The sequence below is a fragment of the Dryocola sp. LX212 genome (assembly GCA_041504365.1).
Classification (GTDB): domain Bacteria; phylum Pseudomonadota; class Gammaproteobacteria; order Enterobacterales; family Enterobacteriaceae; genus Dryocola.
In genome coordinates, this window is record CP167917.1 from 942764 (window position 1) to 957409 (window position 14646).

General features: G+C 41.9%; 14 protein-coding genes and 1 pseudogene. All 15 read right to left on the bottom strand.

Going from position 1 to position 14646, the window contains the following annotated elements:
- Positions 1 to 139 precede the first annotated feature (139 nt).
- The 15 genes and pseudogenes from ACA108_04490 to ACA108_04560 all read right to left on the bottom strand — a co-directional run bounded on the left by ACA108_04490 (position 140) and on the right by ACA108_04560 (position 14481).
- Positions 140 to 1222 carry a fimbrial protein gene (locus tag ACA108_04490; GenBank protein ID XEX96801.1) on the bottom strand — a complete coding sequence of 361 codons (1083 nt, stop codon included), beginning with the start codon at positions 1220 to 1222 and terminating at the stop codon, positions 140 to 142.
- A 14-nt stretch (positions 1223 to 1236) separates the two neighbouring features.
- Positions 1237 to 3705, bottom strand: coding sequence for a fimbria/pilus outer membrane usher protein (locus ACA108_04495; GenBank protein XEX96802.1), 2469 nt, complete (start codon positions 3703 to 3705; stop codon positions 1237 to 1239).
- A 110-nt stretch (positions 3706 to 3815) separates the two neighbouring features.
- Positions 3816 to 4490 carry a molecular chaperone gene (locus ACA108_04500; GenBank protein XEX96803.1) on the bottom strand — a complete coding sequence of 225 codons (675 nt, stop codon included), beginning with the start codon at positions 4488 to 4490 and terminating at the stop codon, positions 3816 to 3818.
- Positions 4491 to 4550: 60 nt separating this feature from the next.
- Positions 4551 to 5144 (bottom strand): fimbrial protein, encoded by a 594-nt coding sequence (locus ACA108_04505; GenBank protein XEX96804.1) that lies wholly within the window; start codon positions 5142 to 5144, stop codon positions 4551 to 4553.
- A 1082-nt stretch (positions 5145 to 6226) separates the two neighbouring features.
- Positions 6227 to 6892 (bottom strand): MarC family NAAT transporter, encoded by a 666-nt coding sequence (locus ACA108_04510; GenBank protein XEX96805.1) that lies wholly within the window; start codon positions 6890 to 6892, stop codon positions 6227 to 6229.
- A 223-nt stretch (positions 6893 to 7115) separates the two neighbouring features.
- Positions 7116 to 7412, bottom strand: coding sequence for a hypothetical protein (locus ACA108_04515; protein ID XEX96806.1), 297 nt, complete (start codon positions 7410 to 7412; stop codon positions 7116 to 7118).
- 275 nt (positions 7413 to 7687) lie between these two features.
- Positions 7688 to 8362 (bottom strand): hypothetical protein, encoded by a 675-nt coding sequence (locus ACA108_04520; protein XEX96807.1) that lies wholly within the window; start codon positions 8360 to 8362, stop codon positions 7688 to 7690.
- A gap of 91 nt (positions 8363 to 8453) precedes the next feature.
- Positions 8454 to 8807, bottom strand: coding sequence for a hypothetical protein (locus tag ACA108_04525; GenBank protein ID XEX96808.1), 354 nt, complete (start codon positions 8805 to 8807; stop codon positions 8454 to 8456).
- A 53-nt stretch (positions 8808 to 8860) separates the two neighbouring features.
- Positions 8861 to 9487, bottom strand: coding sequence for a 3-oxoacyl-ACP reductase (locus tag ACA108_04530; protein XEX96809.1), 627 nt, complete (start codon positions 9485 to 9487; stop codon positions 8861 to 8863).
- A gap of 157 nt (positions 9488 to 9644) precedes the next feature.
- Entirely contained in the window at positions 9645 to 10013 is a 369-nt protein-coding gene (locus tag ACA108_04535) for a hypothetical protein (GenBank protein XEX96810.1), read from the bottom strand.
- 27 nt (positions 10014 to 10040) lie between these two features.
- Entirely contained in the window at positions 10041 to 11135 is a 1095-nt protein-coding gene (locus ACA108_04540; protein XEX96811.1) for a patatin-like phospholipase family protein, read from the bottom strand.
- Positions 11066 to 11843 (bottom strand): annotated as a pseudogene (locus tag ACA108_04545) (3-hydroxybutyrate dehydrogenase). The gene ACA108_04540 and the pseudogene ACA108_04545 overlap by 70 nt, the downstream one beginning before the upstream one ends.
- A gap of 107 nt (positions 11844 to 11950) precedes the next feature.
- Positions 11951 to 12220 (bottom strand): DUF1471 domain-containing protein, encoded by a 270-nt coding sequence (locus ACA108_04550; GenBank protein XEX96812.1) that lies wholly within the window; start codon positions 12218 to 12220, stop codon positions 11951 to 11953.
- 117 nt (positions 12221 to 12337) lie between these two features.
- Entirely contained in the window at positions 12338 to 12790 is a 453-nt protein-coding gene (locus tag ACA108_04555; protein ID XEX96813.1) for a YkgB family protein, read from the bottom strand.
- A 1274-nt stretch (positions 12791 to 14064) separates the two neighbouring features.
- On the bottom strand, positions 14065 to 14481 hold the full coding sequence (locus ACA108_04560) for a DUF302 domain-containing protein (protein ID XEX96814.1): 417 nt from the start codon (positions 14479 to 14481) through the stop codon (positions 14065 to 14067).
- Between the last annotated feature and the right edge of the window lie 165 nt (positions 14482 to 14646).

Consider the following 14646-nt stretch of genomic DNA (forward strand, 5'->3'; position numbering starts at 1 on the left):
GACTGATGTTGCCCCGGTAGACGATCCTGCCCTATAGTTTGAGCACAGGAAGAGCTTATGGGCACCCCACGTTTTACACCCGAACTCAAAGAACAGGGCGAGAGTCCGATCCGCAAAAAGGTATGTTCAGAACACCGTTCTAGTTATAAATCAGACTAAACGTTGCGAGGCTATCTGCTTGCCCGGCGGTGGCCTGTGTACCCGTTTTGACATATTGCGCATCGTAGTGCAGGCTCAGTTGAGTCTGATTTGCACTGTCAGGAAAAACGGAAACATTGGTGCTGTTTAGGGCAACTACATTTCCTTGCGCCGCACCATAGTTATCACCATAGTTGATTCGGATCCCGACGCCGGTGGCCGATCCTTCCTGCTGGCTCAGTGTCAGAACATCATTATTAGCCGCATCTTTTTCACTGGGACCATAAAAACCAATTTTTATGGTACTTGTTTGATTCGCCTCACAGGTCAGTGGGATCGTAAAAGTGTGCTTTGCACCATCGGAGCCTTGATTGAGTTCGCTGACGCTGGTTTGCCCCATATCGACGGTAATATCATTCTCAGACACAAAGCAGCTGGCCTTGTGCACTTTCAGGTCAGTAGCGGCTACATTCACGGTGACACCTGCTTCAGAAATCACGTTGCCGTTGCTGTCTTCGAGGATAAGTGTTCCCGCGTTTATCTGGCCGCTATTTGGCTGCTCATAATCAATGTCCTGCGCCGTTTTATAGAAAACGACAAAAAATTGCGTTGCCATTTGCGAGGGATCATTGGTGCTACATATCGGAACATCTTCATCACCGAACGCAATGTAATGTACCGGATCGCCAGCACAGTGGGTGGTTTCCCTTACTCCGACGGCAAATCCCACCCCATGAATATCTGGAACGTTATACACCGCAGCAGGCGATCCGACGCCGTTAGGCGTCACGCCACTGACCCCTGCAACGGTCAGACCTTTATTGGCTACAAAGCGCATCGTTACCGGGCCGGTTCCCTCAGGGCAGTTGTAAAATGAACGATTTTCCTGCCCAAGAATGGCCCCAGAGAGCATGGAACCAGGCGGTAACGTGGGGTAGTCGGTAATGGAATAATTTTGAAAATTGATCACCGCATCATTCATGGTTGGCGGGCAAAGTTGTCCTGCTGCTGCTGTGCCTGACATAATCAGGCAGCTGGCACTCAGTAACAGCAGCATCGGAAAAATTCGCAACAGTCGTTTCACGTATTCACCTGTGTTTAGTGGCATTCAGCCGTAAGGATCCGCACAGGGTTGCCTGATGTCGGAATCGGTAATGTCAGTGGAGTCGAACATTGAATGGTCTGGCTGTTTTGTAGCCACTGAGCGTGCACTGTTCCCGTTAGCGGAACACCGCTAAGGTAAACCTGTCCCCCTTCGCCCGCGATGCCTGCGCTCGATTTAGCCTCCTCGTCACCCACCACATAGGCCTGTGTACCGAAGGGAACCGGGTGACCATCATAATTGAGCGTTAATAACACCCGGGCACCAACATGCGTTTTGTAATTTGCCAGCACAACGGCACCGCTCGTCGGCACCACAACTTGGCTGTTCTGTTCCAAATCCACATCATCGCCCAGCGTTTCAGTATCCAGCGAGAGCGTATTTTTATGATAAGAAGAAAGCGTTGGCATGACGGCATAGCCCCGGCCATCAGTATGGACATTCGACGTGCCCTCCACTTCAACACCAGAAGTTCCTTCAGCGCGTACCAGGCCGATCGTATCCCCCAGGGTTTGACTCAACGTAACACCATATTGCGTCGCCACAATGCCGCCTGAAGCGCCATAGTTCAGGCGATCGCTGTCACGATCGTGGCTGTATCCCAGAGTGACGTCACCGTATCCACTGCGATAATCGAGAGATACATTACTGTTCGCGCCATTATTCTGGTTATCAAAGCCCTGTTGAACGTTATAGCTGAGCTTATTATTTGCGAGCGCAGTACCGTACAGCGAAACCTGCTGAGTCGTGTGATTGTCGAGATCGTTGTTCAGGCTGTAGCTCACCGAACCGCCCGGCAGCCATTTATTCAGCGGTATGCTCAGCGTCAAGTTAACTGAGCGTTCGTTGTCACTATCGTCTTCATAGGCGCGAGTCACATAGTAACCAAGGCTCCATGAGATTCCTCTGTAGCTATTGTAATACCCCAAATGTACAGTCTGATCGATGGATGCGGTATCCCAATATTGCTGACGATAAAATGAACCACTGATATTGCCCCATACACCAAAATCTTGAGTCAGACTCATTTCTACGCGGTTACGACGATTATTAATGTGCGAGTCAGGAGAACGGTAGCTATTGGCTTCAGTAAAAGTATAAAAGCGATGGGTTGAGTAATAATATTCCGACATATTAAGTGAAGTGCCGGTTGTTGAGAAATCCTTCTGGTATTGGGCGCGAACGGCCTGTCCGGTGTAATTACCGTCGTTACCAAGATCGGTTTTCGCAACGGTGGTATCAACGCCCAACGCACCTATTTCGCCGAAATCTCGTCCCACTCCGACAGCCACAGTCTGGTACTGATCTGAGAATTGCGCACCGCCGTACAGAGTCAGACTCCAGGGAAGGCCATAGAATGCAGACGCCTGAACAAAATTAGGTTCACTTTCGTCTTCTTCAGCGGCTTTATATTGACCGACGCTGGTACTAAATTTAAAACGGCCCTGGCGCAGCATGAAAGATACCGCAGAGTAGGGTTGTGTGAATTTACGCTCTGAGCCATTACTCTCGCGGATCGTGACTTCAAGATCGCCACTTTGTGCGGTGGGAAAGAGATCGTTAATAACGAAGGCGCCGGGTGCCACATATGTTTCATAAATAACATAACCGTGCTGGCGTACGGTTATTTGCGCATTACTGTGGGCAACGCCACGGATGGTTGGAGCAAAACCACGTTGGCTATCCGGCAGCATATTATCATCAGACTCCAGCTTGACGCCGGTGAACTGGAAACTGTCGAAGATCTCGCCAGAGGTATAGGACTCACCGAGCGTTAATTCGCTTTTCAATGATCTAACATCTCGCTGAAGTGAGGTGCCTTGAGTTTGCCAGTGAGTTTTATCATCAAATGCCACCGAGGAATAGTTACGCAAGCGCCATGCACCAATATTCACTCCGCTGCGCAAGTTAAGGTAGCTATTATTGTCATGAAGATTATCCATGCTGGTTGTTGAACCACTTAACGTGTAATCGACAAATGCAGCCGGTATCCCTTCATCCCATTTTTCAGGTGGAACGTATCCCTGGCTTTTTTGCACCATTGCTGCCTGAGGGATGCTGAAATAGAGGTGTTGAGTAGCAAAGTCGAATTTGCTTGTTGCGTCTGGGATATACTTCCCCAAATCGGTAAAAGAATCGCCTTCCTTTAATGAATCAAAAGAAGCAAACGCTGCAGTATTCACGCCCAAAGACTGCAGGTATTTCACATTCAGTACAGGAAGCAGCTGCTCGTTATTGCTGATAAATTCGAATTTTCGAATCTCAACTTGTTGCTGATTGACAAAAACAGTCGCCCGATAGGTTCCTGGACTCTGGCCACCTCGTTCTGAAAAATAGCTGAGATCGCTGGCTTTTTGCTGATCCCCTGTAATTTCAAGCGCCGCAGGATCAAAATAATCATCCGCGAACACCGATCGGGGTAAGCAGAATATAGACAAGGTACAAAAAAAGAAGACAAAACTCATGGGGGAGTGGCTTCTGTTTCTGAGCTGTCGATCGTAATTCATCATGTTTTGCCGGGCGTTAAATCGCCATTTGGGGCTGGCGATAGATTCATCATCAGCTATCACTAAAATCAGGACTGTATTGCTGTTCGGGTAAGTCCACCAAAATCGTTAATCGCCTGCCAGCTCACCTTTCCACCGCATGGGATGTTCCAATGTTCGTCGCTGAACGGGAAGACCATTCCAGGTTCTTTTATCGAAGAGGCTCCGATTTTGACGCTATAAAAGGATACGAAATACGCCGTTGGGTTATGCACCGTGAGCTGATTGCCGCTACTGCATGTAAATGTTAATTGCTTGTAAGCTAAATTGGCATCGCCTTTGAGCCCTTCAGGACGGAAGAAAATTTTGAATTTGGATCTGACATTGATTTGTAGTTTGTTACTATTTTCTTTGTGTGACGGGGAAATATTCTTAACATTTAATAAAAATATTGACTCTCGATCGCTGGCGAGTGGCGTGCCTAAGTAGCTAATGCGCAGAACATTCTTCTGCTCTGGGTCTAAGCGAAACAGCGGGGGGGTCACGACGAAAGGAACCGGCTGGGTACTCTTACTATTGAAATTTTCGATCCATGACTGAATTAGATACGGAGTACTTTTATCCATGTTGGTAATTGAAAAAGCAACTTCACGTTTTCCCTGCGGATAAATTACACGGGTACCTCCCATAACAACACCGGCATGTGCATAAGCACTTACCAGTAAGGGAAAAAATAACCCGAGAGCAGTAGTGTTTCTCATCATGAATGTCCTGAATACATCAAATGGAGATAAGCAGCGTCATCTCTGCTTATCTCTGAGGTTTTAGTTGTAAACCATCAAGAAATTAGCATCGGCGTCTGCCTCACCTGTCGTAACGGTATCGGTAACGGCATCATAGTTTGCGAAAAAGTCTAATGTTTTGGAATCTTCTCCAGTCAGTAAATCAACCGAATTAGAAACGTTGCCGATCTTAATTTGAGTGTTACGATCGCTTTCGTACAGTTTGACAGCAACACCTTTTGCTGTATTTCCGTCAGCATCCGTCGCAGAGTTCAGCCCCAAAAGGGTGTTATCTGTGGTATCTTTCGTTCCATCGAAGAGCACGGCAATCGACTTTACAGAGTCAGGGCAATCTTCGACTGAAATATGGAATGGGGTACGGGTAGTTTCTTTCTGAGTGGTAAAGTAGCTTGCAGCCCAGGTACCAAGATCTACATTTTGCCCGGTAGTATCTGTCGTGACGTTACACGAAGCATCGGTGATTTTACCAGTGAAGTGAACTACCCCACCTGTTCCCTGAGTACCTGCATCAGTGCCAGGGTTGCTATTCATACCGTTATCACTTGTATCTGCTGATGCACCAGTACTGGCCATCATTAGGCCGCATACAAGTACGGCTAATATATTTCTCTTCATTCTGAGTGTCTCCCAAGTAATTAGATGTTATTAAATTATTATATTAATGCAGGGCTTGTATCCGTGTAGAAAAAATAAAATCCCTTAAACAGCCATCATGAGGCTTCTACGACGCGAGATTATGTCTAAATGCGATGACACCATAAGCATATGAGTTATTTAATCATCAGCTCTTTATATGAAAACGAAGCGATAGTACTAACTCTATAATTTCATTGCACATGAAAATAATTTAAAAATAAACTAACAGCTACGCATTTAATACTCATCTATAATCAATCCAAAGATATAAGTGAATGCTTACTTCGCGCGCGGTACTTAGTGCCGAGCATCTCACAGGATATAATCACGGCAGGGAGTATAGCAGTTGATGAAAATATCTTGTTGGGTTGAATAACTTACCGCAATTATTATCCAATATAGTTTACTCATGTTACCATCATAAAGGAGACGAGTTTTGACGTGAAATTCATAAAAATTCATTAGTGGCTTTGAGTTTTTTATTCGGAAAAGACCGAATTGTATTCGAATGGAGTGGAAAATAAGAAAGTAACGACGTTGCGGAAGTGATGATTGTTATACCATCAAGAAATACTAAAAGTTGGATGAAGGGGGAGTAATTGATATCAGCAATAAAATGACTGAAGCAATATGTAAAAGTAAAATGGATGTGTTGTTTAATAGAATGACTACTGAATAGTGGTGGAACAGACATCCGCTTAATACAAATCTGTTATATCAATCAACACCAGCGCATCACAACTCGTAATAACGCTAGTTTTCGTCCAAGTAATGTTAATATCATCTGATTGAAGCTTACCAAAAATTGCATACCAGATGGCGCATATTTAAACTGTGGGATTTACAGTCCATGGCACCGCTGGCAGATATTATAGCTCACCACACCAAGCGTGAATAATATCCGATACCACGCGGAGGTATTACTGACCTTATGCTCCTTCTATAAAGGTAGTGGCAGGATCCCACCCACGAAGTTTTAACACGTAAAAACGACGTAATGCAGTTTGAGCTATCCTCAATATGTTTGCTACATCATGGAATAATGTTAGCTAATTTGTACATCAAGTTGTATGAGCACTTACGGCCATCCACATAACGAGCACTTGATGAATGCCGTTAATTATAAACTGTACTCCCATACTGATGAGCACGAAGCCAAGGATTTGTGAGAGGGCTTTGAGGCCATGATTTCCCAGACATTTTATAATTGTACTGGAGCTTCGTATCGCCCCCCAAACTAGTAATGCAAAAATAAGGAAGACGAGTAAAGGCGTAATATTGACGGATAACGTAGAGAACATCATTCCATTTTTTAACGTTGATGCATAGCTGATGATCACAGCCATGGTTCCTGGCCCGACCGTTCCTGGCATGGCAAGAGGTATTAACGAGATATCACGATCGTCTGAATCGACAGATGTTATATCTTTTTTGCTTTCGGTTGGGGGTAATAGCATACGAAAGCCTAGCAATAAGATAATTAAACCACCAGAAATACGTAAACCAGGAATAGACACCCCTATAATATTTATAATAAGACCACCGATATAAAAAACAATGATCATAATAATGAAAGTGTTAAGGGCTGTTTTCTTTGCTATAGAAGCATGTTCTTTCGCTGAAATACCCTTTGACAGCCCTAGATAAAGAATCATTGTAAAGATTGGATTGGCTATGGGTAACAGCAAAAGCAGACCAAAAGTAATGCTTTTAAAAAGATCAATCATTGTTATCACTCCTTGATTTGACTAAATTCGATATATCAGCACTTTTCAAGCACGTACTGGCCTGGCGCATCGTAGATTGGTGGGTAACGTGTATTTCCTAATTCAGGAGATGGGACGAGTTTGTTGACATTTTCCTGCTCAACTAGCCAACTATACCAATGCTCCCACCAGGACCCAGGTTGAAAAACAGCATTCTCCAGCCATTTATTATGGTCGGATGAAGTTAAGGGACTAGTCCAGTAACCATATTTATTTTGTTGAGGAGGGTTAATGATGCCTGCAACGTGCCCGGATTTACCCAAGGTGTACTGGCAGTCTTTGGGTAATTTACTTGCCCCCATGAAACATGCTTCCCAGGGGTTATGTGATCGCTTTGTGTACCAACAAAATAAGAAGGTGAAGTTATAGATTCTATATTAACGGTAACCCCTCCAATTTGAATTCCCTCTGAACCAGAAAAATTATTCGCTTTGTAAAATTCATTACTAATGCCATGGCAGAATTTTGTATTAAGATTCATACCATCACCGCTCCAGAACAGGAAATCAGAAATCGTGGGGGGTACCTGAAAAATATTTACTGATATAGTAATTCCAGTACAATGTGTTTTCGCGTAACAAATTGAACACTACATTCAGATCTCTTCCATCAATATGTTTATTAATACTATCAGCAGACAACAGTAGCTGGCACATAGGGTTGTTGATGAAATAAGCCAGATCGCCAGGACTGGTAAAGTCCAGAAGGGTCGCAAAAAATGAGGTTGTTTTAATCTTAGATGGTAGCCCTTTTTTGTTATAATAGGCTACGGTCAGTGCCAGCAGGGTCCCGCCAAGACAATAGCCTACAGCGTGGACTGATTTTTTTAGTAATATTAGTGATAACAGATAATGCTACAGTTACACCCTTCAGAATATAGTCTGAGATACCATGATTGTCTGTATCAGGCCCAGGGTTACGCCAGGATATCATGAAAACAGTATAATTTTTCTCAACTAACCACTTGACCATCGATTTTTGATCATTTAAATCAAGAATGTAATATTTATTAATTACGGATGGTACGAATAGTAAAGGGGTTGAATGTGATTTTTCGCTGTTAGATTTATACTGAATGAGTTCAAATAGATCATTTTTAAAAACAACACTACCGCATGTAGTAGCAATATTCTGACCAACTGTAAATGAATTATTGGGCGTGAGTTGTATGTTAAGAAAGTTAGCACTATTTTTTAGATCGTCATTAAAATATTCTAGCCGAGAAAGGAAGTTGTCAATATTATTATTGTCTGTGACATCATTGGTCAAACCATAATATTTAAGCAATGATAATGATTGTGTTTGTATAGCACTTGAAAGTTGACGATACAAGAAATGCTGCTGTCCGTTATGGTCAGTCTGTTTTTCTGCGAAACTACCAAAAGTATTATTAGAACAATTGTCGATAAATTGTTGCATAAAGTTAATCATTATAACCCCATTAAATTTTATATGAAATATTAATTATAATAAATAGAAATTCAAAAAATATAGCCGTTCTGAATTCAGAACGGCTAATGACTTACGAGGCCTTTTTCGACGTTGGCACGTACGCTTCTTTTTGAGGTGGCACCATGTCGTTTTTGAATACACTCATCATTTCTTTCATTGCAATGAGATTTTCAATATTTTTGTTGGACAACATAGCCATATTAGCCATGGTCTGCTCATTATATTTAATGAATGAGTTTAACTCCTTGATGTTATTGGCTCCCTCAAGCTGTGAGATAAAGACGTTACTGTAGGTTTCAGCCATATCTTTATTAAGTTTGATGGCCTTGCAAGTATTGTCTACACAATTATCTTTTAAGTTACCGATCGGTTCGAAAGCAATGGTCATTTTTTCAAGAACTGGTTTGTAAAATTTATCGTACATAAATACCTCGTTATTATGAAATTAAAATACTTATATTTTTGAAATTAAATTTTTTACTTCATATAAAGACCTCCATTGATTGAGATTGTTTCGCCTGTGATATAGCCAGCTGATGTACTAGCGAGAAAAACAGCAGCGGCAGCAATCTCATCAGGTGTACCCATCCTTTTAAGTGGGATACCATCCTGGATACTTTCGAGGACGTTATTGGGAATTTTTTCCAGCATCGGGGTCTGGGTATATCCCGGAGCAATGGCATTTACAGTAACCTGATATCTTGCACCTTCATATGCTAATGCTTTTGTAAAGCCAAGCATTCCCGCTTTTGCCGCGGCATAATTAACCTGACAAAACTGACCTTTTAAGGCATTAATTGAACTGATATTAATTATCCGGCCATATTTATGGTTGCACATAGATGAAAATAGTGGCTTGGTTACGTTATAAAGACTGCCGAGGTTCGTGTCGATCACCGAATCCCATTGTTTCCGTGTCATTTTTTTGAAACAGACATCATCTGTACAACCGGCATTATTAATAAGGACATCTATTTTTGTATGAACGTCAAGAAGTTCACCGATTACAGATTGACATTGTTCGGTGTCAGTAACATCAAGCGAGACTAGTTGTACCTGCTGCGGAGAATAAGAATTTTTCCTGTGCCAGCTTTTTGCTTCCACTTCACTCCAGGGGGATGCACTGCCAAAACTTTATAGCCTGATGAAATGAAACTATTTGTCATTGCTGAGCCTATACCACCTTTGGCTCCTGTTATTAAAACGGTTTTCATATTATCCCTCGGTTATAAATACTGGGGTTATGCACCCCATCAGTCAGTTAAGCGTCGACGAGCATCGCAGAGTAAATCACGACATTTTTGTCAGTTTCATTTTTCCACCAATGCGCAACATCATTGAACTCAATACTCACTGAACCAACGGAATGGAAGATTGGCATCTCATGATTTGAGTTATATTCAACAATACTGCCTTCAGCGATATACATAATTGCCGGGCGATGAAGATGCGAATGAAAAGAAACAATGCCGCCAGGCTCAACTTCGACTTTGTTCAAGCGAAGGCTTTTATCAATAAGATTTCTTCCACCTGGCGCAATATTCACATCATGAAGCGCGATCGTCCCAAGAACGCTTTCGGTTTCACCAACTGATTCCATAGGAACTGATTTTTGATGTATGAATGTCATATTGTTAGTTTCCTTATTAAAATATTATTAGTGTGAAATTATTTTCTTTAAGTTGACGCTATCTGAAACGCCGATCATATCGTAATTTTCATCAATCCAACGTGCCGCAGCATTACGGCCAATTTCTTTTAGATGTAATAAAAATGAAAGTTCTGTATTCATTTTAGAGGATGCCCCTAATGGATTCATGTGCTCTTGAGATTCGATAATATGAATTTTCATAGAACGATATTTTTTGTTATCGATAATATTATCTTTTAACAATCGTTGGATGAATTCGATAGCACGTAACTCTTTCAACAAACTTTGATTGAAGGTTATCTCATCAATGCGGTTGTTTATCTCAATATTAGTTTTGGGCTTATCTTGTCTGACTATTGGGCTGATTTGCACAATGACAATATCTTCACATTCACCATTTTTTATTATTGGGTATAGAGGAGGGTTACCTGAATAACCACCATCCCAATATAGTTTGCCTTCTATTTCAACAGAATCATATAGCCTTGGAAGGCACGCTGAAGCCATAATGACATCAAGCGAAAGTTCATGGCGATGGAAGACTCTTGCTTTACCCGTCTCAACCTGAGTGGTACCAACAAAAATTTTCGGACCCGGTTGCTTATGCAAATTTTCAAAATCTATTGTGGTACTCAAGATTTCCCGTAATGGATTAATATTGAGTGGGTTCATTGTTCCCGGGGTAAAGAATCGCGACATATAGTCCATATAAAGATAAGCAGGACTATTGTCGATATTCCAGTTTCCCATCCAGATGTCAAAAAATGAACGATGAATTAATCCATATTTTGATAGCGCATGCCAAAATCCGGACAGTTTTTCACGGGCCAATTCAGCATTCCCTGAGCTTAATCCATCAGCAGTGATGACAGCATTGATAGCGCCTGCGGAAGTACCGCTAATTGAACATAGAGAAAGCGAGCCTTCCTCAAGAATATAATCAATAACGCCCCAGGTAAAAGCGCCGTGGGCCCCTCCACCCTGGAGGGCTAGATTAATACTTTTTTCTTTTTCACTGGTCTCTCCAACTGCTATTGTGCAGTCCAGCCACCATCGATTGTGAGGGCTGCACCCGTTGTTGATGCGGCTTCTTCCGTACACAGAAAACTGACCATTGCAGAAATTTGCTCCGTGGTAACAAATTTTTGGGTTGGTTGGGCAGCAAGCAGGACTTTTTCAATCACTTCTTTTTCTGTCATGTTTTTTACTTTTGCCGTTTCCGGAATCTGACGCTCGACTAAAGGTGTCAGAACATATCCTGGGCAGATCGCATTTACGGTAATATTCTCTTTTGCAACTTCAAGAGCGATGTTTTGTCAACCCGATAATGCCATGCTTCGCAGTAACATAGGCCGACTTAAAAGGGGAGGCTACAAGGCCATGTGCAGAGGCAATATTGATAATTCGACCGAACCCTCTTGCCTTCATATCGGCTATGACAGCTTTAATCAGATAAAACGCAGAGGATAAGTTGAGGTTGATGATTTTTTCCCACATTTCATCAGGGAAATCTTCAACAGGTGAAACATGCTGGATACCTGCGTTATTCACCAGAATATCAATTTCTCCAAACTCTTTCTTAACTTTAGCAATAAAAACTTGCGCTTCGTTTGCATCAGATAAGTCTGCACATAAGTAGACGACCGTAACTTTGTGTTTTATGGCAAATTCATCACACGTATCCTTCATGCTTTGAGCACTTTCGATGCCGTGCAAAATAATGTCACAGCCTTTCGCTGCAAGCGCATCTGCAATAGCATATCCAATACCACTTGATGAGCCTGTGATAATGGCTTTTTTCCTGCGAATATTTTTTCAATATGATCCATGGTCTATCCTTATAGAATATTATCGGATTGCGAACTGTAGAGTATGATATTCAAACCCTTAAATTTTTTGTGGTCTATGATTTTTTGTTATCGATAAATAATTGCGGTTGCACTTATATCTGAACCCATGCCCACACGACCCATCGATGTAACCCGATAGTGGGTGGCCGATTCCCTATCTGCCGCTTTACTTAGTGCCGCCATTGCTTCTGAATAGGTACCATTTTTTACACTCACAGAAACATGACCAATTTCTTGTTTCATGTCAGGTATTTCTCTGTCATGGATTTCTGTGGCAGCCAGAGAAGTAAAACTGATGCTCATTAGTAACGGAATGACATAAAATATTTTTTTCATAGACTTCTTCCTTTTTCTAAACACTTTAAGTGCTGGAAAATATTAACTATTTTTATGTTGCATCTCTATTTTTTTTGCAACGCTTAAATATTTTTTGTAGCAATGGTCGGTTACGCGTTATCTCACTTCAAGCAAAACGAAAGATGCGGCGAGTAAAACAATATCCTTTAGTAAAAACTGAGAAGTACTGCTAAGTGCTGGAAACCCTCCAGCTTCAGCGACAAACTTCCCCGGTGTACTAAAGAGCAAAGTTGTTGTCATAATAAAAGTAATTGTTGACCCCATTGCACCAAGCAAACCAGGCAAACGGAACCAAAATCCAAGCAACAACAGCAGACCATAAAGCCATTCTGCAACACCCAGGATAAAACTACCTCCTCTGATACCTACCACTTGATACATCCATGACAGGAATGGGCTGTTTTCAATAAAGTTGACTAATCCTTGTGCTTCGTAGTCAAACCATTTGGCATAACCAAAGAAAAAGAAAATGACAACCAGGCTTAAACGCAACACAAACATATCAAGATTGTTTATCCCTATTGCGGGTTTTTGTTGATTACTCTCCATAATGCCTCCTGTTAGATATTCAATTAAGGGTCATATAAGTTGCCTTATCTATTAATATAAATGGATGTTATTGCATCATCTTATATATGACTACAGTTGTTATTAACTGCTTTTTTATTTCCCATTCCTTTTTTGTACGCGGATACTAAATTTGAAGCCAATGCTTTTTAATTTAAAATTAAATTTTATAGCTGTTTTATATCATTGGGTTAGTTGAATCGGTTCAGCATGGTAAATTAAGTTAATTAATTTATAGGATGTTATCTTTGTATGGTCTTATATGTTCCTCATGCCATTAAAAATGATTAGTGCTACAGATACTAGTTATTTCATACTGGGAGCCTGAATTCCGCAACCAGGCGCATTTCCCTCGTCCATCACCATAGTGGTTGGCGTTTCGAACTAAAATCGGTACCGTATGTTCCCGTTAGAGGTAGTTACTTAGTCCTAATGCTGGAGAAAAATGTAGGGGGCGTAATAAATCGCGGCGCCGAATAGCCGCACGCTTATGAAAGTAAGACAGGTTTAGATTTCCTTCAAAATGGTAGCTATGTTCTCCAGTTGAGGTTTGGCTGTAACAAGAAATGCTTGTATTCAGGCTAGATATAATTCGGGCCAATGACTATCAAATCCAGATTGCCGGGTTTAGTACGTCAGCTGTCGATTAGCTGGAGAGTTTCTTCCTGGCAGAATTGCGATACTGTAGTGATTAAATCTTGAGCATTAACGCGGGGAGTGAGCTGGAGGCAAGTTGTCACCGGTTTGCGAGTTAAAAAGCGGTAAACCTCTCATGAAAATTACGCATTCAAACGATGGTGACCGCCAGTATTTGAATGAGAGGGTCGGGTAGCCTCTAAGGTGCCATTCCTGGTCGTCACTTTAAGGGATGTAGGTTTGCTACTGCAGGTGATGCGAAACCGGTGATGAATGCCTCGAGGCCATCTTTAGATACGCCGACCGGGAATATATCTGCTTACAGAAAGATTGCGCAAAGCCCGTTAATGAATACGGCATGGCCATACAGTCAAGATTAGGTGTCAGCATACCTGGACTGCCGCCATACACCCCATAATTCCGACCTTACCCACATCAATAATGTGAATAATGTCGGGATTATGGGGGAGAGTTTTTTCGCACTGCCGCTTTGACCTTCAGCAACAGCCGTCACTGAAGACAACAATGTCACCCGGCAAATACCAGTATAGCAGATCGTTAGCATTCTTTATTCATGATATGCCCTCATTATTTTTGATTTGCTATTATGTTATGTGTACTCACCAACTGACGGTATAGTCGAGCCATCCAGGCAATAAATGATAAATTTCTGTAACAGCACCATCAGCGCCATTCAGGTCGTAAGCGTTGTTCATATGGTCTATATCAGTACAGCGGATCCAGACTTGTCCATCGTCTGCCTTCCAGATAAACACCTTTATTGGCAGATCAAACCCTGCTTCAATATTTGTTGAAATGATTTTGCCAACCAAAGCACAATTTTGAAACAGTAGGCACTCAGCCTCTCTGATTTTAATATCTCTGAATTCAGCGACTTTTTTCTGATCGACACGAGCAATGATCATTACAGAAGGGTATTCAGCAAGCTTACCCAGCAACCTGTCAGCTGTTTCTTTGACTGAATACGGGCTTTGTCTTAGCCATTTACTATTATAACTACCTTTTAACTGGCTCATTTTTAATCCTTGGTCTATTTAATGTGATGGGTAACAATACTATAGAGCATTAACATCTGCCGGATCCCAAATTTCCATGATCAAATACGTAGCAGAATGTGTGGACGAGTCAATATTTATAGACGCGTCTTTATTATTTACCAAGTCGACAGGTGGTGATTTCTC